26 protein-coding genes are annotated in these 21,640 nt (G+C 70.4%); 13 read left to right on the plus strand and 13 right to left on the minus strand.

All coding sequences use genetic code 11. The annotated features are described in order from the left end of the window. Nucleotides 1-16 precede the first annotated feature (16 nt). From LXN57_RS02565 to LXN57_RS02580, 4 genes are read right to left on the minus strand one after another with little or no spacing between them, the layout of a single operon-like run. Entirely contained in the window at nucleotides 17-949 is a 933-nt protein-coding gene (locus tag LXN57_RS02565) for a hypothetical protein (protein WP_251796349.1), read from the minus strand. Continuing rightward, nucleotides 946-1,407 (minus strand): hypothetical protein, encoded by a 462-nt coding sequence (locus LXN57_RS02570; protein ID WP_251796350.1) that lies wholly within the window; start codon nucleotides 1,405-1,407, stop codon nucleotides 946-948. The genes LXN57_RS02565 and LXN57_RS02570 overlap by 4 nt, the downstream gene beginning before the upstream one ends. After that, nucleotides 1,404-2,579 (minus strand): macrolide family glycosyltransferase, encoded by a 1,176-nt coding sequence (locus LXN57_RS02575; RefSeq protein ID WP_251796351.1) that lies wholly within the window; start codon nucleotides 2,577-2,579, stop codon nucleotides 1,404-1,406. Before LXN57_RS02575 ends, LXN57_RS02570 begins: the two co-directional genes overlap by 4 nt. After that, nucleotides 2,576-2,773: a hypothetical protein gene (locus tag LXN57_RS02580; RefSeq protein ID WP_251796352.1), complete on the minus strand. Its 198-nt coding sequence runs from the start codon at nucleotides 2,771-2,773 to the stop codon at nucleotides 2,576-2,578. Before LXN57_RS02580 ends, LXN57_RS02575 begins: the two co-directional genes overlap by 4 nt. Nucleotides 2,774-2,956: 183 nt before the next feature. Between LXN57_RS02580 and LXN57_RS02585 the strand changes: the two genes are divergently transcribed. The 3 genes from LXN57_RS02585 (at nucleotide 2,957) to LXN57_RS02595 (ending at nucleotide 5,250) form a co-directional block, all read left to right on the plus strand. Then, nucleotides 2,957-3,706, plus strand: coding sequence for a class I SAM-dependent methyltransferase (locus LXN57_RS02585; protein WP_251796353.1), 750 nt, complete (start codon nucleotides 2,957-2,959; stop codon nucleotides 3,704-3,706). 173 nt (nucleotides 3,707-3,879) lie between these two features. After that, nucleotides 3,880-4,209, plus strand: a complete 330-nt coding sequence (locus tag LXN57_RS02590; protein ID WP_251796354.1) for a nucleoside triphosphate pyrophosphohydrolase family protein — start codon at nucleotides 3,880-3,882, stop codon at nucleotides 4,207-4,209. 45 nt (nucleotides 4,210-4,254) lie between these two features. After that, entirely contained in the window at nucleotides 4,255-5,250 is a 996-nt protein-coding gene (locus LXN57_RS02595) for an MsnO8 family LLM class oxidoreductase (RefSeq protein WP_251796355.1), read from the plus strand. A gap of 5 nt (nucleotides 5,251-5,255) precedes the next feature. Here LXN57_RS02595 and LXN57_RS02600 read toward each other — a convergent pair whose 3' ends face one another. Both LXN57_RS02600 and LXN57_RS02605 read right to left on the minus strand, forming a co-directional pair. Further along, nucleotides 5,256-6,512 (minus strand): prolyl oligopeptidase family serine peptidase, encoded by a 1,257-nt coding sequence (locus tag LXN57_RS02600; RefSeq protein ID WP_251796356.1) that lies wholly within the window; start codon nucleotides 6,510-6,512, stop codon nucleotides 5,256-5,258. A gap of 126 nt (nucleotides 6,513-6,638) precedes the next feature. Continuing rightward, on the minus strand, nucleotides 6,639-7,244 hold the full coding sequence (locus tag LXN57_RS02605) for a YdeI/OmpD-associated family protein (RefSeq protein WP_251796357.1): 606 nt from the start codon (nucleotides 7,242-7,244) through the stop codon (nucleotides 6,639-6,641). Between the two features lie 259 nt (nucleotides 7,245-7,503). Between LXN57_RS02605 and LXN57_RS02610 the strand changes: the two genes are divergently transcribed. Both LXN57_RS02610 and LXN57_RS02615 read left to right on the plus strand, forming a co-directional pair. Continuing rightward, nucleotides 7,504-8,025 carry a SigE family RNA polymerase sigma factor gene (locus LXN57_RS02610; protein WP_251796358.1) on the plus strand — a complete coding sequence of 174 codons (522 nt, stop codon included), beginning with the start codon at nucleotides 7,504-7,506 and terminating at the stop codon, nucleotides 8,023-8,025. Beyond that, on the plus strand, nucleotides 8,022-9,242 hold the full coding sequence (locus LXN57_RS02615) for a hypothetical protein (RefSeq protein ID WP_251796359.1): 1,221 nt from the start codon (nucleotides 8,022-8,024) through the stop codon (nucleotides 9,240-9,242). The genes LXN57_RS02610 and LXN57_RS02615 overlap by 4 nt, the downstream gene beginning before the upstream one ends. A 60-nt stretch (nucleotides 9,243-9,302) precedes the next feature. Here the strand turns inward: LXN57_RS02615 and LXN57_RS02620 are convergent, their stop codons facing one another. Both LXN57_RS02620 and LXN57_RS02625 read right to left on the minus strand, forming a co-directional pair. After that, complete coding sequence (locus tag LXN57_RS02620) at nucleotides 9,303-9,623, minus strand: transcriptional regulator (protein WP_221375106.1); 321 nt, start codon at nucleotides 9,621-9,623, stop codon at nucleotides 9,303-9,305. Beyond that, nucleotides 9,620-10,327, minus strand: coding sequence for a hypothetical protein (locus LXN57_RS02625; RefSeq protein WP_251796360.1), 708 nt, complete (start codon nucleotides 10,325-10,327; stop codon nucleotides 9,620-9,622). The genes LXN57_RS02620 and LXN57_RS02625 overlap by 4 nt, the downstream gene beginning before the upstream one ends. Nucleotides 10,328-10,490: 163 nt before the next feature. Here LXN57_RS02625 and LXN57_RS02630 point away from each other — a divergent pair, with 163 nt between their 5' ends. The 7 genes from LXN57_RS02630 (at nucleotide 10,491) to LXN57_RS02660 (ending at nucleotide 16,428) form a co-directional block, all read left to right on the plus strand. Then, nucleotides 10,491-11,465 (plus strand): LacI family DNA-binding transcriptional regulator, encoded by a 975-nt coding sequence (locus LXN57_RS02630; RefSeq protein ID WP_251796361.1) that lies wholly within the window; start codon nucleotides 10,491-10,493, stop codon nucleotides 11,463-11,465. 14 nt (nucleotides 11,466-11,479) lie between these two features. Further along, on the plus strand, nucleotides 11,480-12,679 hold the full coding sequence (locus tag LXN57_RS02635) for an extracellular solute-binding protein (RefSeq protein ID WP_251796362.1): 1,200 nt from the start codon (nucleotides 11,480-11,482) through the stop codon (nucleotides 12,677-12,679). Further along, the gene (locus LXN57_RS02640) at nucleotides 12,676-13,722 is read left to right on the plus strand and encodes an ABC transporter ATP-binding protein (RefSeq protein WP_251796363.1); all 1,047 of its coding nucleotides are present in this window, start codon (nucleotides 12,676-12,678) and stop codon (nucleotides 13,720-13,722) included. The genes LXN57_RS02635 and LXN57_RS02640 overlap by 4 nt, the downstream gene beginning before the upstream one ends. Beyond that, a complete protein-coding gene (locus LXN57_RS02645; protein ID WP_251796364.1) occupies nucleotides 13,719-14,597 on the plus strand; it encodes an ABC transporter permease in 879 nt (292 codons plus the stop codon). The genes LXN57_RS02640 and LXN57_RS02645 overlap by 4 nt, the downstream gene beginning before the upstream one ends. Continuing rightward, a complete protein-coding gene (locus LXN57_RS02650) occupies nucleotides 14,594-15,451 on the plus strand; it encodes an ABC transporter permease (protein ID WP_251796365.1) in 858 nt (285 codons plus the stop codon). The genes LXN57_RS02645 and LXN57_RS02650 overlap by 4 nt, the downstream gene beginning before the upstream one ends. A gap of 12 nt (nucleotides 15,452-15,463) precedes the next feature. Further along, nucleotides 15,464-15,859, plus strand: coding sequence for a VOC family protein (locus LXN57_RS02655; protein WP_251796366.1), 396 nt, complete (start codon nucleotides 15,464-15,466; stop codon nucleotides 15,857-15,859). Between the two features lie 128 nt (nucleotides 15,860-15,987). Next, nucleotides 15,988-16,428 carry a hypothetical protein gene (locus LXN57_RS02660; protein ID WP_251796367.1) on the plus strand — a complete coding sequence of 147 codons (441 nt, stop codon included), beginning with the start codon at nucleotides 15,988-15,990 and terminating at the stop codon, nucleotides 16,426-16,428. A gap of 226 nt (nucleotides 16,429-16,654) precedes the next feature. Here the strand turns inward: LXN57_RS02660 and LXN57_RS02665 are convergent, their stop codons facing one another. Then, complete coding sequence (locus LXN57_RS02665; RefSeq protein ID WP_251796368.1) at nucleotides 16,655-17,125, minus strand: hypothetical protein; 471 nt, start codon at nucleotides 17,123-17,125, stop codon at nucleotides 16,655-16,657. A 307-nt stretch (nucleotides 17,126-17,432) separates the two neighbouring features. Here LXN57_RS02665 and LXN57_RS02670 point away from each other — a divergent pair, with 307 nt between their 5' ends. Then, on the plus strand, nucleotides 17,433-17,597 hold the full coding sequence (locus tag LXN57_RS02670; protein ID WP_251796369.1) for a hypothetical protein: 165 nt from the start codon (nucleotides 17,433-17,435) through the stop codon (nucleotides 17,595-17,597). An 80-nt stretch (nucleotides 17,598-17,677) separates the two neighbouring features. Here the strand turns inward: LXN57_RS02670 and LXN57_RS02675 are convergent, their stop codons facing one another. From LXN57_RS02675 to LXN57_RS02690, 4 genes are all read right to left on the minus strand, one after another. Beyond that, a complete protein-coding gene (locus LXN57_RS02675; protein WP_251796370.1) occupies nucleotides 17,678-18,625 on the minus strand; it encodes a class I mannose-6-phosphate isomerase in 948 nt (315 codons plus the stop codon). After that, the gene (locus LXN57_RS02680; RefSeq protein ID WP_251796371.1) at nucleotides 18,625-19,824 is read right to left on the minus strand and encodes an ADP-dependent glucokinase/phosphofructokinase; all 1,200 of its coding nucleotides are present in this window, start codon (nucleotides 19,822-19,824) and stop codon (nucleotides 18,625-18,627) included. The genes LXN57_RS02675 and LXN57_RS02680 overlap by 1 nt, the downstream gene beginning before the upstream one ends. Nucleotide 19,825: 1 nt before the next feature. After that, the gene (locus LXN57_RS02685; protein WP_251796372.1) at nucleotides 19,826-20,689 is read right to left on the minus strand and encodes a ketose-bisphosphate aldolase; all 864 of its coding nucleotides are present in this window, start codon (nucleotides 20,687-20,689) and stop codon (nucleotides 19,826-19,828) included. A 74-nt stretch (nucleotides 20,690-20,763) separates the two neighbouring features. Then, complete coding sequence (locus tag LXN57_RS02690; protein ID WP_251796373.1) at nucleotides 20,764-21,639, minus strand: carbohydrate ABC transporter permease; 876 nt, start codon at nucleotides 21,637-21,639, stop codon at nucleotides 20,764-20,766. Between the last annotated feature and the right edge of the window lies 1 nt (nucleotide 21,640).

Consider the following 21,640-nt stretch of genomic DNA (forward strand, 5'->3'; position numbering starts at 1 on the left):
GCCGGTGCGGAACGCCCTACCCCGCCGCGCACCGTCCGTCGCTGACGTGCTGACGGATCAGCCCGATCACGGTGGCCGCTGTCCGCTCGAGATAGGTACGCCCGTCCGGCATCCGGGCCTCCGGGCTGATGTAGCTGCGCGGGCCGACGTGGGTCGCCGGGTCGAGCCGATGCACGGAGACCTTGCCGTCGCGGACCGCCCGGTTCCACCCGCTCGCGCGCAGCAGCGGCCACCGCGGGGGAAAGATCCGGGCGCCGAGGTGCTCGATCCAGTCGGCCGAGCTGGTGATCACGTCGAGACGCCGGACGTGGGTGAGGTCGTTGGCGCCGTTGTGAAAGCCGCCGATCGAGATCAGCAGCAGCGGGCACCGCAGCTGCGTCCGGAGGCCGTTCACCGCGCCCGTCGCGAGCTGGGCGCCGCCGCTGTAGCTGAGCAGCACGACCGGCACCCCGCTGTCCGGCTGGTAGCCCGCGAGCCGCAGGTGGGCGGCGATCTGCGAGCCGACTGCCCGGTTGTAGTGCGGGCGGTAGCGGCGGTCGGCGGCGATGAAGATCTGCATGACGTTGTGCAGGAACAGCGCCAGCCCGGCCCGCCGCCGCAGCCAGGCCCACACCCGCCGGTCGGCCAGCGGATCGGCCAGCGGCGAGTAGGGCAGCACCTGGCCCAGCACCCGCAGTTCGGGTGCGCCGTCGAGGACGGCCTGGACGAGCCGGCCGCCGTCGCGGGTGTCGCGGAACCGCCGCTTGCCGATGCCGTCCAGATAGACCAGATAGGCGTCGGGCGGTCGGTCCGCCTGCGCTCCCCGGGCGTACGGCATCCCGGCCGGCAGCGCGGTCGCCTGGGCTCGCCAGCCGGCGGCGTAGGCCAGCAGCTCGTACCGGGCCAGCAGACCCTCCACGAGCAGCACGGCGCCGATCCCGGCGAGCACCAGCAGCCCCAGCCCGATCATGCGACCACCGCCGGCATCCGGCGCCGGTGCAGGCGCACGACCACACGGCGGACACCGTCCACGGCCGCTGCCAGCCCGATACCGGCCACGGCCACGCAGCCGGCCGCCGTCCACCAGCCGATCCCGGCCGAGGCGGCCAGCGCCGCGGTGAGCCCGGCCCCCACCCCGAGCTGCAGAAGTCCGTGCAGCGGGGGGCCGAGCAACGGGAACGCCAGGACGGCGGACAGGAGGAGCGGCGCCAGGAGGCTCGGAGTCCAGGCCAGCGGTGCTCCCGCGACCGCGGAGGCGAGGACGGGCCACAGAGCGAACACGGCCCCGTCCACGACGGCGCCGGTGAGCAGCAAGCCCACCGTGCCGGCTCGCGACGCCCCGAACCGGCCCGCTACCACGGGCAGCACGCGCCCGGCGGCCTCGGACAGCCCGGCCAGCACCAGCAGCAGAGCGACGCCGCCGGTCATCGCCCGGCCGGCACGATCGTCAGGTAGCGCTCGATCTCGTCGACCGCACGCGGGTAGCCGCCGGCCTCCTGCTGGGCGGCGCGCACGGTTTCCGCGGCTGTCCGGAACCCCGGCTCGTCGAGCAGGCGCCGGGCGAGGGCGCGGACGACGTCCTCGCGGACCTGGTCGTTGGTGAGCGACAGGCCGGCGCCGAGGGCGACCACCCGCGAGGCCACCAGCGGCTGGTCGGCGCCCTGGGGCACGACCAGCATCGGCACGCCGGCCTGCAGGGCCTCGTTGGCGCCGTTCATGCCGCCGTGGGTGACGAACATGGCCGCCCGGGCCAGCACCTCCAGCTGGGGCACCGAGCGGCGGGCGATCACGTTGCCGGGCAGCGGGCCCAACTCGTCCGGATCGTGGGCCCTGGTCGCGATCACCACGGTGCCGCCGAGCGGGGCGAGCGCGGCGGCGAACGTCCGCAGCAAGCGAGGGTCGGCGTCGAACACGGTTCCCAGCGAGGCGTACAGGACAGGGTCCTTCAGCTCGTCGATCGGGAACGACGGGTCGGCCGGGCGGGCGCCGATGCTCGGGCCCACGAACCGGTAGGAATCGCCGAAGGCGTCGGCTCCGATCTGGAACGCCCGCGACGTGTAGACGAGGTTGAGCGGCTGGCGCAGGTTGCCCAGGTCGGTCAGGGGCAGCCCGCGTCCCAGCTTCGACCGGGCACGCAGGTAGCCGAGGACGTCGCCGGGACGAGCCAGGGCTTCCGCCAGCAGTTCCCCGGAGAGTCGGGTCGGGCTGAGCGCCTGGCGGTTGAAGGCGAAGGTGGTGAACGACGACGCCGCGGGCACGCCCAGCTGCCGTGCGGCCACCAGACCCCAGGGGCAGGCGGAGTCATGGACGATCAAGTCCGGCCGGACGCGCCGCAGGTCGGCCAGCACGGCCGGCAGCAGCCCGACGGCCGCCTCGGCCAGCCCGCGCAGCAGGGTGAGCGGCGTCGGTGGATCGGGCAGCGGCTGCTCACCGCCGGGATAGAGGTGCACGGTGGCGCCGGCCGCCTCGACCTCGGCCGCGAAGGCGGGTGAGGTGTGATAGGTGACGGTGTGTCCCCGCCGGACGAGTTCGGCCACGATCGGCAGCGTCGGGTTGACCCGGCCGTGCATGGCGATGTTGAGGAACGCGATGGTGCTCATCGTTCGACCTCCGTTGATTCCGCCGCGGCCCGGTAGAGGCCGGGTCCGCCGATGTCCAGCCGGTCGCCGGCGATCAGGTCCGGTACGAAGCCACGCTGCTCCAGCGCGTAGCCCGCGCTCACGTGGGCCGCGCCGAGCACGCCGCCGCCACCCACCGCCACGGCGACGGGCCGGGAAAGGCTGATCGGTCCCATGTCAGCGAGACCGAACAGTCACCCGATCTGTGACGGCAGGCGCGCCGAGGGAGTCACTACCGGAAGACGTGCTGACAGAGCACCCCTCGGCGCCGGGCCAGGGTCATGGAAGGCACCGCCGACGGAGGTACCCGCAGTACACAGGTTGACCCGGACCCCGAGGTACGGGTTTAGCTTCGGCGCGTGGGAGATTTCGACTACGAGAGCAAGGGACACGGGTACGCGGCGCAGCGGCGGCCCGATCCGCGCATCGGCGGCATGGTCCGTGCTGCCCTGGGGGACGCCCGCACGGTGCTGAACGTCGGGGCCGGGGCCGGGTCGTACGAGCCGGACGACCGGTACGTCGTGGCGGTCGAGCCGTCGGCGCGGATGCGCGCCCAGCGTCCGGCCACGGCGGTGCCGGCGCTGCACGCGACCGCCGAGGAGCTGCCGTTCGACGACGACTCGTTCGATGCGGTCATGGCCACCGTCACGGTTCATCAGTGGTCCGACGTCGCGCGGGGGCTCGGCGAACTGCGGCGGGTCGCGCGGCAGGCCGTGGTCGTGCTGACGTTCGACGGGGACGCGCTCGATCGGCTCTGGCTGGCCGGCTACGCGCCGGAGCTGATCGCGGCGGAACGGCGGCGCTACCCGGCCATCGACACCATCGCGAAGCTCGCCGGGAGCAGCGCCGAGGTGCTCGAGGTGCCGATCCCGATCGATTGCGTCGACGGGTTCACCGAGGCCTACTACGCGCGTCCCGAGCAGTTTCTCGACCCGCGGGTACGGGCGGCGCAGTCGGCCTGGGGCTTCGTGGACGCTCGCGCGGCCGACCGGGCGGTCGAAGCGCTGCGCGCCGACCTCGACTCCGGCACCTGGGACGCACGCCACGGCCACCTGCGCACCCAGCCCGAGTTCCACGGCTCGCTGCGGCTGATCGTCGGCCGGCCGTGATGGCAGGACCGGGCGGATGGAACTTCCCGCGTACGTGGGCGCCGGCGCCGTCTTCGCCTCGCCGGCCGACCCGGCCCTGGTCGCCTGGGCTCGCAAGGTGCGGGGACCGAAACAGCCGATCAGGCCCTGACCCGCCGCGCCGCCCACGGACCGGACCGCCATACTGCTCTGCCATGGACCTGGACGAGTACCAGCGCGGCGCCCTGCGCACGGCGGCGGCGCGTGACAAGAAGAACGAACTGCTCCACCTGGTGCTCGGGTTGGCCGGCGAGTCGGGCGAGGTCGCTGAGAAGTTCAAGAAGTGGGTCCGCGACCTCGACAGCGACGAGGCCCGGATCGACCGCGCCGGCATCGCCAAGGAGCTCGGTGACGTGCTCTGGTACGTGGCGGTGCTGGCCGACTACCTGGATCTCTCACTGGACGACATCGCCACCGCGAACCTGGCCAAGCTGGCCAGCCGCCAGGGCCGGGGCGTCCTGGGCGGCAGCGGCGACAACCGCTGAGACGAGCGGGGGAACAAGCCCCGGCCGGGCGACGCTGCACCAGGGGTGATCAACTCCGGGCTTCGCATCTCGCTGCTGGACCGGTCCCGCACCCGGGCCGGCGAAGCCGAGCCGGCGGCGCTGCACGGCACGGTCGCGCGCGCCGGTCAGGCCGAACGACTCGGGTACGACCGGTTCTGGGTCGCCGAGCATCACGCGGTACCGGGTATCGCCGGCTCGGCGCCGGCGGTGCTCCTGGCCGCCGTCGCCGGCGCGACAAGGACCATCCGGATCGGTTCGGCCGGTGTGATGCTGCCCCACCACCAGCCGCTGGTCGTCGCCGAGCAGTTCGCCACGCTGTCGGCCTTCGCGCCCGGGCGGGTGGATCTGGGGCTGGGCCGCTCACCGGGCTTCACCGCGCCGGTGCGCCGGGCCTTGCGGCAGACCGACCGTGACTTCGCGGCCGACCTCCGGGAGCTGCGCGGCTACTTCGACGGAACGTCGGAGGTCGGCCTGCACCCTCGGCCGGACGGGCCGGTGCCGTTGTACGTGCTGGCCACCGGCACCGGCCTGCGAATCGCCGCGGAGCTGGGGTTGCCGGTGATCGTCGGCGGTCCCCTCCTGGGCGTCGGCGGCGACCCGGCCCCCGGGCTGGAGGCGCTGGCCGGCTATCGGCGCGCCTTCCGGCCGTCGCCGCAGCAGCCGCAGCCCTGGGTGGCGATCAGCCTCGACGTGCTGGTCGCCGACACCGCCGCCGAGGCCGCCGACCTGTTGCTCCCCGAGGCGTGGGCGATGGCCCGCAGCCGTACGACCGGAGTGTTCCCGCCCCTGGAACCGGTGGCCGCAATGCGGACCGCCACCCGCACCGCGCGCCAGCAGCAGTACCTTGAGCAAACGATGGCCGCGGCCGTCGCCGGCACGCCGGCACAGGTGGAGCACATGCTCGCCGAGCTGTTCGACCGCACCGGCGCCGCCGAGCTGGTCGCCGCCGGCAGCACCTTCGACCGCGCTGCCCTGGCCGCCTCGGACGCGGCGCTGGCCGCCCTGTTCGATCGGCCCTGACCTGCTCAGGCGCGCTGGCGAGCCATCCACTGCCAGACGGTCAAGCCGTTCTGGCGGGGGTCGTTGCGGGCCACGTAGATCCAGGACCAGTGGCCGGCGAACCGGTGGCCGTTCCAGGTGACGTTGTCGTAGAGGGTCAGCAGCGACCCCGGAATCAGATCGTGCGCGTGCACCGTGTTGGGCTCCGGCGGGACCGTGGTGTCGTCGCGCGAGGTCACCAGCCACGTCGGCGTCGTGATGGCCTGAAGTTCGGCGTCGGTGATCTGGCGGCCGCCACCGGGCTGCAACGACTGGACCACGCCGCAGATGGGCACCGAGGAGGCGAACAGGTCCGGATACTCGACGGTCATCTTGAGGCTCATGTAACCGCCGTTGCTGCAGCCGACCACCGAGATCCGGTCGCGGTCGATCGGATGGCGCCGGGCCACGCCGCGGATGATGTCGCGGATCTGGGGGGCGAACCGGTCGCCGTCCTCGAGCCAGAACGACTGGCTCTGCGGCGCGACCACGTAGGCGCCGTCGAAGATGCGCTGGGCTTCCCGGGTGGCGAAGCCCAGCGCGCCCCGGTTGGCCCGCAGAGGCGTCTCGTTGTCGTAGTAGTTGTCGGGCAGGGACGCGCCTTCGCCGCCGCCGTGCAGCCAGACCACCAGGGGACGCCGGCCGTGGCGGTGGCGCGACGGCGAGTACAGGCGGTACTTCATGCCGGACCCGGAGGTGTGATAGCTGAACGCGTCGACCTCGGGATTCGACAACCGGCCCTGCTCGAACGACGTGAAGGTGACCGGGCGCCCGCGCACGACGACCGGGCTGTTCTGCGTGATCGTGTAGACCAGGTCGAGCTGGACGTTGCGCCCCCTGCTCACGATGTAGCCGAGCGTCCCGCCGCCGGTCTGCCCCTCGGCGTACGCGAGGTCGAGCACGATGTCGCCGTCGCGGCCGACCCGGGCCCCGGTGACCGTGCGGTCGAGGTCGTACTCGGTGAAGATGAGGTCGCCCGGAGCCAGCGGGATAGGGCTGGTCGCCTTGGCGTGCACGGTGAACGTGCCGGTGGTCAGGCTGGCCGGGTCGACGCGGCCCAGCCGCCCGGTCGCGAGGGTGAGCGAGGTGACCTGCTCACCCCCGTCGAGCGTCTCGGCGCCGAGTGTGAAGCGGACCTCGGTGGACGACCGGGAAGCCTGGGCGGCTGCTCCCGGCAGAGCCAACCCGGCGGCGGCGCCCGCACCGGCGGCCAGAACGGAACGACGGCTGATCGGCGTGGCCATGTGGCCTCCCTGTTTCGACCCCGTTACAGAATGACGCAGTGATGTCGGTCTATCACAGGCGATCACCGGACGAAAGGGGTCGCGGCGCGGCGGCCGCCGGCCTGCACGTCTCTGCTGGCGGCCGGTTCAGCCGACGTCTTCGGGCTTGGCCTTCTGCGGCTGGAACGACTCGTGACGGGCGAGCATGGCGACGAACTCGCCGATCTTCCGCTCGCGGGTCTCCGCTCGCTTGACGGCGTTGAGGCGGTAGGTCATCGCAAAACGATTGGCCTTGGTCAGGACGTCGAACATCGCCTGCGCGGCCGGGTCGGCGGCGATCGCCGCCAGCAGGTCGGCGGGCACCTCGGCCGCCGAGGGCGGGGCGTAGGCCGCCGCCCACCGCCCGTCCGCCTGCGCCGACTCCGCCGCGGCCCGACCGGCGGGCAACATCCGTCCCTGCGAGTCCAGCCTGGCCACGTTGAGGACGTTGCGCTGCGACCACACGCTTCGGGGCCGCCGTGGCGTCAGGCGTCGCCACGATATCGAGTCGCCCCCCTTACGCCCCTGGCCGTCGATCCATCCGACGCACAGGGCCTCGTCGACCGCCTGTTGCCAGGTCAGTGTGGTGACGGTTCCACCCTTCCGGCTCAGCGCGAGCCACACCCCGGGCGAACTGGCGTGGTTTTCCACCAACCACACCCGCAACGCCTCGGCGTCGGCTACGACCAGTTCGTCCAACTCGCGACCCGTCATGACAGGCAGGCTAACGCTCCTTCGACGGCTGCCTGGTGCTGCGGGACGGCGATGCGACCTGTCACCTGGCCGGCGGCGACCCGGCCGTCGTCAAGGCCGGCGCCGTCGGTGGCACGTGGGAGAGGTTCGACCTGATCGACCAGCAGTGAGGCCGCAGGACCGCCCGCGAGTAGGTCAGAATATTTCCGTACGGACCCAACCGATCGTCATCGATCCCGCGTCGGATACGCAGTGACGGTGACAGGGGGCGGGACGGCGGATGCCGAAGAGAACCGACAGCGAATACCTGGCCTTCGTGCGGGGCCGGGTCACCGGTCTGCGGCGGGCGGCCTATCTGCTCTGCGGTGACTCGCACGGCGCGGACGACATCGTGCAGGAGACGCTGACGAAGCTGTACTCGCGCTGGCCGCGAATCAGCTATGTGGAGAATCTCGACGCGTACGTCAACACGATGCTCGTCCGGGTGTTCCTCGACGAGCGCCGCCGGGGCTGGTGGAAGGTCGCGCTGCTCGACTGGCTGCCCGAGCGGGTCGCGAGCGGGTCGCCGGCCGGGCAGGTCGAACAGGAGTCGGTGGTGCACACCGCTCTGATGAGCCTGGCGCCCCGGCAGCGCGCGGTCGTGGTGCTGCGCTACCTCTGCGACCAACCGGTCAAAGAGGTGGCGCGGGTCCTCGGCTGCTCCGAGGGCACCGTGAAGAGCCAGGCCGCGAACGCGCTCGACCGGCTCCGCCTGGTCTTCGACGAGCTGCCCGACGCCGTCACCGTTCAGGACAGGCGATGACGGAGGAGAAGAAAGACATGACCGAGGACGACCGCGCGGTGCGGATCCTGCGCACCATGCCGGCGGAGCCGCCGCTGCCGTCGACCGTCGACGTGCCGCGCACCATGGCCGACGGACGACGGCGGCGCCGGGTACGGCACTGGTCGGGCGGGGTGGCGCTGGTCGCGGTGACCGCGGTCGCGGCGGGCGGTGGCACTGTGGCGGCGACGGCTCAGCGGGACACTCCGGCGCCGCCGGTCACCCCGGCGACAACCACCTCGAAGGCGCCCGCCGCCGCGCCGCTCGTGCCGAAGGACTGCAAGGTGACCCTGCTGCCCAGCGGCGGGGTCAAGAAGGCGCTGGTCACCGCGGGCGACCCGACCGGGCGCTACCAGGCCGGGCGGGTCTATCCGGCGGGGGGAAAGGTTCACACGGTGGTCTGGCGGGACGGCGCCCTGTTGCCGGTGCCGAAGATGCCGGGCGGCGACCCGTCGTTCCGCGACATCAACTCGTCGGGCGTCGCGGTCGGCTACAGCTTCGAGGGGGAGACCCAGCAGGCGTACGTGCTGGAAGGTGACTCCGTGCGGCGACTCCGCGGCGGGCAGGCCACCGCTGCCGCGATCAACGACCGGGGTGTCATCGCCGGAGCGCTGGGCGATCCCTACCTCTCCGCGACACCGGTCACCTGGAAGTCGTCCCGGGCGACGCCCACGAGGCTGCCGATCCCGTCCGGCTTCACCGGCGGCGCCGCCGTCGACATCGGCGAGGACGGCACAGTGCTCGGCTTGGTCCACGGGAAGAACGGCGAGGGAACCGCGTACCTGTGGCTGCCGGACGGCACCGGGCGCCTGCTGCCCAAGCCCGGTCAGGCCGACTTCTTCTGGGCCGACTCGATGAGCAACGGCCGGGTGTTCGGCCGCGCGGTGGACGACTCCGCCGACGGCTCCACCCGCAGGTTCAAGTCGTACCGCTACGTGATCGCCACCGGGAAGTACGAGAAACTCGCGACCCAGCTGATCACCGCGCTGGGCGCCGAGAACGGCTGGGTGCTCGGCAGCGTCGGCGGGCCGGTCATCCTGGCCGGCCAGAAGGTGGTGAAGCTGCCGGCGTACAAGAAGATGAAGGAGTACGAGATGACGGCCTTCAGCGCTGACGGCCGGACGGCGGCCGGCTACACGACCGACACGACCGGCACCGAGCCGGTGGCCAACCGCCCGCTCAAGTGGACCTGCCGCTAGACCGGCCGGAGGACGACGTCGCCACCGGCCGGGACGGGCCGGTGGCGACGTCGATGATGTCTAGGAGCCCGAAGTCTCGACCCGGGCGATGAGCTGCTTGAGCCGGCCGATCTCCTCGTTCAGCGCGGCGGCGCCACTGTCGGTGAGGGTGATCCAGGTGCGGCCGCGACGGCCCTCGTAGCCCTTCTCGACCTCGATCAGCCCCGCCTCCTCGAGCACGCTCAGGTGCTTGGAGAGGTTGCCGGCGGTCAGCTCGAGCTGCGTGCGCAGATAGCCGAACTCGACCCGGCGGGCCTCGTGGGTGACGGTCAGGATGCCGAGACGCACCCGCTGGTGCACCACCTCGTCCAGGCCGGTGACCGGGTGCGCGGCGTCGGTCACCGGTGCCGCCGGGCCGCGCGGCGGAAGCCGAGCGCGGCCAGGAGCAGCACCACGCCGACGATGAGCTGGGGCACCGCCATTCCGGCCCGGATGCCGAAGTCCGGCGACCTGAAATGCAGCGAGTCGAAGCCGAAGTTCATCGGCAGCACGAGCAGAACCAGGGCGAGAAAGCCGAGCGTGAACAGCAGCAGCGCGACGTTGCGTTCCAGCCAGGCCAGCACCAACAGCGTCACCCCGATCATGCCCCACGGCATGACCAGCCGGTCGAGCACGAACCACCAGTACGGAAGCGGCTGGCCGGGAATCGGGTGACTCTCGAAGTACGTGGTCACGGCCAGCCACGCGGCCGGGAACACGATGGTCGTCACGGCGCCGGTGATCGCGTACGGCAGCACCCGGCCGCCCAGCCCCCGTGCCCGGGCGGCCCGCAGGTAGAAGAAGGCAATGGCCGCGTACGCCAGTGGCGTGGCCGGAATCCAGTACCAGAGCATGCCGTTGCGCGCGAACTGGCAGCCGCCGTCGGGCAGGCAGTTCACCTTCATGCCGAACCAGTCGACCGGGATGGCGGCGAACGTCGCCGCCGACAGCACCAGCAGCGCGACCCAGGTCATCCGTTGGTCGAGCCGCACCCGGTGAGCCAGCGCGCGCAGTTCCGACAGCAACCGGCGCGGATCGTCGGCGGCGGGTATCGAGTTAGCGGTCATGCCAATAGGTTTCCACAGCAAACCAGTTTGCACCAGCGTCCCCATGGTTTCGTGACACCGCGTCCTGCCGGGCCGGGCGATTCTTGTCGCTCCATGAAAAGGTTTACACTGATCATGCTCGATGCCTTGACATCTGCCGGTAACAGATTTCAAGCTGGGCCACGTGGCAGTGACCATCAAGGAGGTCGCACGCGTGGCCGGCGTTTCGACGGCCACGGTGACCCGGGCGCTGTCCACACCGGAGGTCGTCCGGCCGGACACCCGGGAGCGGGTCCGTGAGGTGGCGGCCAGCCTCGGCTACCACCCCAACCGGGCCGCCCGTGGGCTGATCACCGGGCGCACCGGCAACCTCGGCCTGCTCGTGCCCGATCTGGCCAACCCGTTCTTCCCCAGCATCGTCAAGGGCGTGCAGGCCCGCGCGCACGAGGCCGACCACGCCGTCTTCCTGGCCGACACCGACGAGGACGTGGCGGCCGAGGCCGGGCTCGTGCGCAAGCTGGCCAAGCAGGTCGACGGCATGGTGCTGTGCTCGCCCCGGATGGCCGAGCCGGAATTGCGCAAGCTCGCCGCCGAGGTTCCCACGGTGCTGGTCTACCGGCGCATCCCCGGGGTTCCGTCCGTGACGGCCGAGTTCCTCGACGGCATGCGCCAGGCCGTCAATCACCTGGTCGCCCTGGGCCACAAGGAGATCGCGTACGTGGCCGGGCCGCGCAGCTCGTGGGCCAACCGGGAGCGGGTCCGGTCGCTGCGCGCGGTCACCCGGAAGGCCGGGGTGGAGCTCGCCGAGATGGGCAACGTGGCTCCCCAGTTCCACGGCGGCGTCTCCGTGGCCGATCGCGTGCTGGCCGCGAAGGTGACCGCTGTCATCGCTTACAACGACCTGGTCGCCCTCGGACTGCTGCACCGGTTCGCGGCCCGCGGTGTCGCGGTTCCCGGCGACGTCAGCGTGCTCGGCTTCGACGACATCCCCCTGGCCGAGATGGTGCATCCCGCGCTCACCACCGTTGCCCTACCGAAGGAGGAGGCCGGCCAGGCCGGTGTGGACCTCCTGCTGCGCTTGCTGGACGGCCACCAGGAGGTCCGGCGCGAACTACCGACCCAACTCATGGTGCGGGGCTCCACCGGTCCCGCCCGCTGACGAAGGGCACCCCCATGGCACACAAGCGAATGGTCCTGGCCGCCGCCACCCTGCTCCTCGCCGCCTGCGGCGCTCCCGACAGTCCGAACGGCAGCAGCGGCGCCACCGACGGGCCGGTGCCCGACAAGCCGGACAGCGCCGTCACCCTCAACATCCTCGACGTGGCCGGCAACCTCCAGCTGACCCAGGGCATGATCGACGACTTCGCATCGAGGAACAAGGACCAGATCGGCAAGGTCACCTACTCCAAGGCCACCGCCCCGGAACTGGTCGGCAAGGTCAAGGCGCAGCAGGCGGCCGACCGGGTCGACATCGACCTCGTGCTGACCGGCGTCGACGGCCTGGCCGCGGGCATCGACCAGGGGCTGTGGACGCCACTGCTGCCCACCCACGCCGCGCGGCTGCCCGGCATGAAGGACTACCTGGCCGGGGCGGCGGCCATGCAGAAGCTGGCCGGCGACCACGGCGTCACCGTCACGTACTACCCGTCCGGGCCGCTCATCGAGTATCTGCCCGCCCTGCAGAACCCGCCGAAGACGGCCGAGGAGCTGCTGGCGTACGCGAAAGCCAACCCCGGCGCCGTGCAGTACGCCCGCCCGTCCAACTCCGGGCCCGGGCGCACCTTCCTCATGGGCCTGCCCTACCTGCTCGGCGACAGCGACCCGAAGGACCCGGTCAACGGCTGGTCCAAGACGTGGGCCTACCTGGCCGAACTGAACAAGTACGTCACGCTCTACCCGTCCAGCACGTCGGAGACGATGAAGAACCTGGCCAACGGCTCGGCGAAGGTCATCGTCACCACCACCGGCTGGGACATCAACCCGCGCGTGCTCGGCACCGTGCCCAAGGAGGCGAAGGTGGGCACGCTCGAGGGCTTCCACTGGGTCACCGACGCGCACTACGCGGTCATCCCGCGCGGGGTCCCGGTCGCCAAGCAGGCCGCCGTCCTCAACCTGCTGCAGGACATGCTGACCCCGCAGCAACAGGCGAAGGCGTACGACAAGGGCTACTTCTACCCCGGACCGGCCGTCAAGGACGTGACGCTCAGCATGGCCCCGGCCGAGAGCCGGCAGGCGCTCGGCGAATACGGCCGGCCCGAGTACGACCAGCTCATCGCGAGCAACCCGGTCGAGGTGCCGCTGGACGCCAAGGCGCTGGTGGCCGCGTTCGACCGCTGGGACAGGGAGATCGGCGGCGCCAAGGTGAAGAAGTGACCGGCTTCGACGAGTTGCGCCTCGACGGCGTCCGGCGTCGCTTCGGCGCGCGGGACGCCCTGGCCGGACTGAGCCTGACGATCCGGCGCGGCGAGTTCATCGCGCTGCTCGGCCCGTCCGGCTGCGGCAAGTCGACCGCGCTGAACTGCCTGGCCGGGCTGCTGCCGCTATCCGAGGGCAGCATCTGGCAGGACGGGGCGCGGCTCGACACGCTGCCACCGGAGCGGCGCGGCTTCGGCATGGTTTTCCAGAGCTACGCGCTCTTCCCCCATCTGTCGGTGCGCAAGAACATCGCGTTCGGGCTCCAGATGCGGCGGCTCCCCCGCGACGAGGTGCGCCGCCGCACCGAGGACGCCATTTCCCTCGTACGGCTGGAGGAGCACGCCAAGAAGCTGCCGGGCCAGCTCTCCGGCGGGCAGCAGCAACGGGTGGCCATCGCCCGGGCGGTGGTGCTCGAACCGTCGCTGGTGCTGATGGACGAGCCGCTGTCCAATCTGGACGCCAAGTTGCGCCTCGAGATGCGGACCGAGATCCGCCGCCTGCACCAGACCCTCGGGCTCACCACGGTCTACGTGACCCACGACCAGGAGGAGGCGCTGTCGCTGGCCGACCGCCTGGTGGTGCTGCGCGACGGCCGGGTCGAGCAGATCGGCACCCCCGAGGACCTGCACGAGCGGCCGGCCAACCGGCACGTGGCCGACTTCATGGGCTATCGGAACCTGCTGCCGATGAAGGTGAAGGCGGTGCACGGCCCGGTCGTGGCCGTCGAAGGGTCGGGCCTGACCCTCGAGGGCACGCCGGTGAGGGACGTCTCCCCCGGCGACGACGTGGTGGCCGGCATCCGCCCCGAAGACCTGCACCAGGGCGGCGACGGGGTGCCGGTCACCGTCGAGGTGGTCGAATATCAGGGCCGGGAACTGGCCGTCGAAGCCCGCACACTCTCCGGTGTCGCGGTGCACCTGCGGGCGGCCACGCGGCCGGCGCCGGGCGACCAGATCACCGTGACGGCGGCGCCCTCGCGAGTGCTGGTGTTTCCGGCATGACCCGGGTGGCGTTGCGGCACCGCCTGGCTGAACGCGGCGTCGACCGGCAACTGTGGTTGCTCATACCGGGATTGGCGTGCGTGCTGGCTCTGTTCGTCTATCCCTTCGCGTACGGAATCGGTCTGTCCTTCCAACCCGCCGAGGGCGGGGTCTTCGGCGCGTACCGCACGTTCTTCGCCGACGCCTACCAGCGCGACACGATCGCCACCACGCTCGGCCTGTCGCTGCCCGCGGCGATCCTCAACGTGGCCGCGTCGGTGCCGATCGCCTACCGGATGCGCGGCCGGTTCCGCGGCAAACGCCTGCTGACCACGATCCTGGTCGTGCCGATCACCCTGGGCACCGTGCTCACGGCCGAGGGTCTGCTCAACTATCTGGGCCCGGCCGGCTGGTTCAACCGCACGCTGATGGCACTGCATGTCATCGACGAGCCGGTACGCCTCACGAACAACTACTGGGGCGTCTTCTTCTCGCTCGTCATCACCGGGTTCCCGTTCGCGTTCCTGCTGATCCTGTCGTACCTGTCCGGCATCGACCCGACGCTGGAGCGCGCGGCCGCCACGCTCGGGGCCGGCCGCCGCCAGCGCTTCCAGCGCATCACCCTGCCGCTGCTGGCGCCCGGCCTGGCCACCACGTTCTGCCTCACGTTCGTGCTGGCGTTCAGCGTGTTCCCGTCGGCGGTGCTGGTGGGCGACCCGGCCGGCACCACCCGCGTCATCTCGATCGCGGCCTACCACGCGGCGTACGAGGTCTACGACTATCCGCTGGGCAGCGCCATCGCCGTCGTCATGGGCGTCGTCGAGCTGCTGGTGGTGGCCGTGGTGCTGGGGCTGCGTTCCCTGCTCTACACCGGCTCGACGGGAGGCAAGGGATGACCCTGTTGGCGGAGAAGACCCGGCGCCGTCGTCTGGTCGCCTCCCCCAGTTCGTGGCTCATCTGGGGCGCGGTGGCGTTCTTCCTGATCAACCTGGCCGGCGTCATCGCCTCGGTGGTGGTCAACTCGTTCGGCAACCGCTGGTTCGACACGTGGCTACCGTCGGGCTGGACGACCAAGTGGTACGCCACCGCGTGGACCGAATTCGGCCTGTTTCAGGTGATGACAGTGACCCTGGAGGTCGCCATCCTCGTGGTCGGCATCTCGGTGCTGGTCGGCGTCCCCGCCTCGTACGTCCTGGCCCGCCGCTCCTTCCCCGGCCGCCGCCTCGTCTATCTGCTGTTCCTGCTCCCGATCCTGATGCCTCCCATCACCTACGGCATCCCGCTGGCCACGGTCCTCTACAAGTACGGTTTCGCCGGCCACCTGACCGGCGTCGTGCTGGCCAACCTGGTCCCGTCCATCCCGTTCGTGATCCTGACGATGACCCCGTTCATCGAACAGATAGATCCCGCCATCGAACGTGCCGCCCGCATGTGCGGAGCCAAGACCTGGCAGATCTTCCTGAGAATCCTGGCCCCGCTGCTGGTCCCCGGCATCCTGGCCGCCTCGATCCTGGTCCTGGTCCGCACGGTGGGCATGTTCGAGCTGACGTTCCTGACCGCCGGCCCCGACTCGCAGACCCTGGTGGTCGCCCTCTACTACTCGATGTCGGCGGCCGGCATCCGAGCCCAGCAATCCGTCGACGCCATGGCCGTCCTCTACACGTCCTCCATGCTGGTGCTGCTGGTGATCGCCCTGCGCTTCGTCAACCCCACCCAGCTGGTGGCGCGGGTCAAGGAAGACCCGGACTGACATCATCGGGCGATGACCGCTTACGTTTCCCACACCACCATCGATTGCGCCGACGCGTTCACACTGTCGCGGTGGTGGCAGTCCGTTCTCGACTATCGGGAGGACGCCGACGATCCGAACGAGCCCGGGCACGAGGAATGCCTGATCATGTCGGCCGACGGGCGGCACCGGTTGCTGTTCATCGAGGTGCCGGACGTGAAACAGGTCAAGAACCGGATCCACCTCGATCTGCGGCCGGCCGAGGGCACGCGCGACGAGGAACTGGGCCGGCTGACCGGCCTCGGCGCAACTGTCGTCTCCGACCTGCGCAACGCCGACGGGACCGGCTGGGTGGTGCTGGCCGACCCCGAGGGCAACGAGTTCTGCATCCTGCGCAGCGAAGCCGAAGTCGCCGCCGGACGCGCATGACGATCACTGTCTGAGCTGGTCAGCCCATGGTTTCCTGGTCGCTTGCCGAGACCACGAGGCGGTCTGGCGCGTTCTGCTAGTGGTGGCCCGTCCAGGTCGCCGTACCTTCATCGAAGGGGCAGACACCAGTGCGGTCTCCAGTTCTGCGTACGCTCGGCGTCCTCGCCGCCGCCGGCATCGGGGCCGGTGTTGCCGTGGCACCCGCCTCAGCCGCCGGCGACACCGCATTCCGGCTGGTCAGCGGCGGCGTGGTCGCGTCCGGCACGTATGACCACATGATGAGCATCCCCGAGCAACCGGTGCCACCCATCCGCGTCACCGGGACACTGGCCGGCCGCGGCTACTCCCGATGCGCCGTCATCCAGGTCGGCCGCAGCGGCCCCGCCGACGGCCTCGAGTGGCAGACGTTCGGCCGCCACTGCGGACCGGGCCGGACCAAGTTCCGCGTCCAGGCGAACTACATGTTCCGCGCCGTCCAGCCCCCGGTACGACTCTGCAGCGGCTGGACCCTGCGCCAGGCCGAACGCGGCCGTCAGTGCGACCTCTACCGCCCGCCGGCAGACCGCTGACCGTCTTCGTCATCTCAACCTGGCCGTGGGCGGCAACTTCGGCCAGGGCAACCCCGCCGGCCTCCCCGAGGAGAGCCGCATGCTGATCGACTACGTGCAGGTGAGCGCCTAGCTCGGCCCCTTCGCAGGCGATCGGCCAACGCCGGTCCGGGTGACAACCCTCCCGGGACCGTGCCGCAGCCGATCCCTGCGGAGGGTCCCCAGCCACGGGGCCGGGCGCAGACCCCTAAATCGGCGTTGAGCCAGGAACAGTCCTGGTGGGACTATCACTGGGCGAGAGTTCCCGGTAGGCGCAAGCGGCCAGATCCGGACAGCCGAAGTACACCTTCGCGACCCCGGGCAAATCAAGCAGCCCTTCGGCAAAGCCGCCGTTCTCCAGCGCTTCATGGGCAGCATCATCTTTGACAGTCACCGAGTACCAGCTCGGAAACGGCGTCCCGAAGCTCTCCAGGTAGAACTCGGTGTCATCCCAAACCTGGTCCTGGAACTCGGTGTGAATGCTCAGATACTCCACTTCGACGACCCCGGCCGCCCCCTGGATCCGGGGCCCGATCACGTTCAACTGCTTCGCCGTAGCGGAAGCCGCCGTGACCACAACAATGCTGGGCCCCTGCTCCGGCTCATCGGGCGCAAACACCCGATATCCACCCCACCCGAGGGCCCCCACCACAAGAACCAAGACCATCAATCGCCGCACGACGCGAAACACTAACAGCGCTCACAACTGCCCCGGCCTCATCTCCGAGCCCGCTGCCGTGGGATCAACCCGGACGGTGGCGGAGCTCTCGGATGATGGGCTCGAGCTCGGCAGCGATGCGATGCTCGTCGATCAATATGCACCGAGCCCAGCGGTCTGAGAGCTCACGCTGGCCGGTATCGGCAGGTCCATGGTGGAGCGAACGTAGCGCTATCGAGGTGGCTGCGGTGACCTTGCGCCCCACTGCCGCGTTGCTGTTCTCGGCGGTCCGTCCGGGCCGCCGTTCGCTTCCTCGAAGGAGCAGACAGTGCGGTCTCTCGTTCTGCGCACAATCGGCGCCCTGGTCGCCGCCGGCATCGGGCTGGGCGTCGCTGCGGCGCCCGCCTCGGCCGCCGGCGACAACACTCTGGATTCCCTGGTCCGCGAGACCGGCGCCCTCCTGGTCGACGGCGGCGACCAGACCCGCATCTAGACCCGCATCTTCCGTGATCACACGCGACGGCGACGGCGAATGCCGGTTCCGGTCGCGCAGACACGATCGGGACGCGTGCGTCAGTTGCCGGTCAGGCGGATGATCTCGACGGCGCCGGTCAGGCGGAGCGGGCCGGAGGCGTGCGGGACCAGCAGGGTGTCGCCGCGGCGGACCGGGTGGTTGTCGTGGTCTCCGTTCAGTGTGCCCTGACCAGCGACCACGACCACGACACTGAAGCCCCGGGCCAGCAGGTCACCGCCGTACAGGCGCTCGGCCCGGAAGAACTCGTCGGCCGAGGCCGGCAGCAGGCGATCGGGGGTGCCACGCAGGGCTTCCAGGCGAGCCGGGCTCCAGGCGCTGCGGTCCACGCACTGCAAAGCCTGGTCGTAACCCAGGCCGAGGTGACCGTCGGACAGGCCGAAGCCCTCGTATTCGAGCAGCACCGAGAAGTCGGTCGGCTCCTGGATCTCGACCAACAGGACGCCGTCGCCGATGGCGTGCGGGACGCCGGCGGGGCACAGGATCGCGTCGCCGGGCGCGATCGGGATGCGGTTTGTCGCCGCCAGCATCTCGTCGGTCTTCTGCGCGGCCACCCAGCCGGCCAGTTCCTCCGGTTCCACGTCACGGCTGAAACCCAGGTGCACGTACGCGCCGGGGCGGGCCGACACGATGACCCAGGCTTCCGTCTTGCCGTACGGGGACGCCAGATGCGCGTTCGCGAAGGTGCGGTCGGGGTGGACGTGCAGGGGCAGCCGCTGACCGGCGTCGAGCAGCTTCACCAGCACCCCTGTGTCGGCGCGGTCCGGGCCCAGCCAGTAGTGCGGCTCGGCGGTGATCGCGTCGATCAGCAGGCGGCCGTCGGGCAGGCTGGACAGCCCGGACGGGGCCAGGCCGAACCGGGTCGAGACCGAGCCCACCCAGTCCTCGGGGTAGTCGTGCCGCGCCGGCACGTTGCGGAAATCGGCGATCCGGCCGTCGCCGCGGTAGAACGTCTCGGGCTGGTTGGCGGGCAGAGGTACGACGGTCATCAGCAAACCTCAAGAGCGAGCGCGGAGAGAAAACCACCGACGAAAGTGTCACCCAGGCCGACCGTCGTCGGGTCGGCGACGTCGAGTTCGAAGCCGGGCACGCAGCGGACACCGTCGCCGAGACGTTCCTCGATCGCGGCGGCGAAGCCCACCGACTCCGGCCGGCGGGGGCGGGCGCGCAGGGCGGCCACGTCCTCGTCGGTGTAGTCGTCGCCGCGCACGTAACGGGTGGCGGCCATGACCGTGCCGGTGTCGAGCGCCTCCGCGTACGAGGGCGCCCGGTCGCCGACGGCCAGGGCCCAGTACTTGGTGTGCAGCACCAGAGTCGGCGCCGCGATGAGCACCCGGATGTCGGCCAGGGCGGCCGCGATCTCGCGTACGGAAAGGAGGTCGACCGACCGCCCCAGATAGGCCTGCAGCTCGTCCTCGTTGAGCCCGTAGATGTCGATGCGGTCGATCAGCGCCTCGCGAACGGTCCGGCTGAAGGCCGGCTCGTGATAAGCGGCGTCCTCGAAGTACGTCACCGCCTCGGCCGGCAGCTGCCGCATGTGCTCCCGCAGCGCCGTCATGCGCTCGTCGAGCAGACCCTTGTCGCGCATGGCGTTGAAGCCCGAGATGAGGAAGACCGAGGCCTGACTGAGCCGCTCGCCGAGGTCGCCGGTGAGCGCCATGGTGTCGTTGGCCGGGTCGTTGACGTAGATCAGGCGATTCGGGAACGGCGCCTCCAGCACCACCTCGCCCACCGATACGCGCAGGCCCTTGTCGTACTGCACGATCAGGTGCGGGTAGAGCGTGTCCTCGGTGCCGGACGATATGTACTCGGCCGAAGCGGGCGCCAGCCGCCGTACGGTGTCGTTGACGCTCACCAGGTGCAGCGTCGACGGGATGCCGAGCCGGTCCAGGAGGATCCCGGCCCGCACCGAGGTGCCGCCCAGGGTCTGACGGTGCGGGAACCGGCCGGCGAAGGTCTCGAGTGCCGGGGCGGAGGCGACGAAGTGCTCGCCGCCTCCGCCCCGGGCCACGTACCCGAGGATCGACACGACCAGGTCCCGTTCGTTTGTCACCGGTCCCGGCGAATCCAGCTCCGACAAACGGATGCCGTACTCGGCGACAAGCTGTTCCAGGACGCCGGCAGTCAGCTTCAACTCGAAGTCGACGCAACCGCCGAGGCCCAGGAGTACACGGGACGCGTCGGCCATGTCAGTAGAGCGAGGCCTTGCCGGCGGCGCCGAACAGCTCGATCTTCTGAGCGGCGACCTCGTTCATGGCCGCGACGCAGGCGGGCTGGATCGCGTTGGGCTCGCGGGTCTTGGGGTCGTTGCCCAGGACCTCGCGCATCTTGTTGTGGTACGCGACCTTGATGTCGGTCGAGATGTTGATCTTGTTGATCCCGATCCGCGCGGCCTCGCGGATCTCGTCGTCCGGGTTGCCGGAGCCGCCGTGCAGCACCAGCGGGATGCCGACCCGGCTCTTGATCTCCTTGAGCAGGCCCAGCTTCAGCTCCGGCTTGAGGTGCGCCGGGTAGAAGCCGTGGAAGGTGCCGATCGCGATGGCCAGGCTGTCCACCCCGGTCTGCTCGACGTAGGTGACGGCGTCGTCCGGGTCGGTGTAGATGATGGTGTCCGAGCCGCCCTCGGCGTACGTGTCGTTGCCGCCGATGGTGCCCAGCTCGCCCTCGACCGAGACGCCGAGCACGTGTGCGGAGTCGACGACCTTCCGGGTGATCGCCAGGTTCTCGTCGAACGGCTTCATCGAGGCGTCGATCATCACGGACGTGAAGCCGTACTGGACCGCCTGGAGCGCCTGCTCGTAGGTGGCGCCGTGGTCCCAGTGGATCGCGATCGGGACGGTCGAGGTGTGCGCGCGGGCGATGATGCCCGGGAGCATCTCGCGGCCGATGTGGGCCACCTCGTCGGGGTGGATCGCCACGATGAGGGGGGCGTTGGTCTGTTCGCTGATCTCCACGATGCCCTTGAACATCGCCCAGTCGCTGATGTTGAAGGCGGGCACGGCGAAGCTGTGCTGGTTCGCGACGTCGAGGATCGCCTTGCCGGTCGTCAGCATTCCGAGTTTCTCCTTCTTGCTGCGGGGTCTCCGCGTAACAGGGGTGGTGTTCCGTCGGTTTCGGGTGGATGGGGTCAGGCTTTTACGGCGCCGGAGGTGAGGCCTCCGATGAAGCGCCGCTGGAAGGCCAGGAAGAGGATGAGGACCGGGATGGACCCGAGAATGCTCATCGCCATCATCTGGTTCCACTCGTACGAGTGCTGGCCCATGAGCAGCTGGATGCCGATCGGGACCGTGCGCATGTCGTCGGTGCGCGTCAGCGAGAGCGCGAACAGGTACTCGTTCCACGAGATCATGAACGTGTAAACCCCGACCGCGATCATGCCGGGCACCGAGATGGGGACGAGGATGCGCCACAGCGCGGTCCAGCTGTTGCCGCCGTCGACCTTGACGGACTCGTCCAGCTCCTTCGGCAGGGTGTTGAAGTACGCGGTCAGCATGATGATCGCGTACGGCAGGGTGAACACCATGTGGGTCAGGATCAGGCCGGGGTACGTGTTGTAGAGCCCGAGCCCGACGACGAGCCCGAAGTAGGGAATGACCAGCGTGATCGGCGGCACTGCCTGCACGCTGACGATGACCGCGTTGATGGTCTTCGACATCGGGAAGGTGAAGCGGCTGAACGCGTACGCGGCCAGGATCGCCACGAACAGCGTCAGCGCCGTCACCGCGATGGCCACGATGTAGCTGTTGACGAAGAACCGGAGCTGAGCGCCGTTGGTCAGGATCTCGGTGTACGCGTCGAGCGAGAAGTTCTCGGTGATCAGCTTGGGCGGGTTCTGGAACACCTCGCCGTTGCTCTTGAACGAGGTCGACAGCATCCACAGCACCGGCGCGCCGGCGAAGACAGCGCCGAGCACCAGGCCCAGGAAGAGCAGGGTCTTCATGAGCGTGCGCCGCGTCTTCGGGGTCATCCCGGGCGCGGTCCTGTCGGGCAGCACAGTCGCCATC

Origin of the sequence: Paractinoplanes hotanensis (genome assembly GCF_023717965.1) — a bacterium.
Classification (GTDB): domain Bacteria; phylum Actinomycetota; class Actinomycetes; order Mycobacteriales; family Micromonosporaceae; genus Actinoplanes; species Actinoplanes polyasparticus.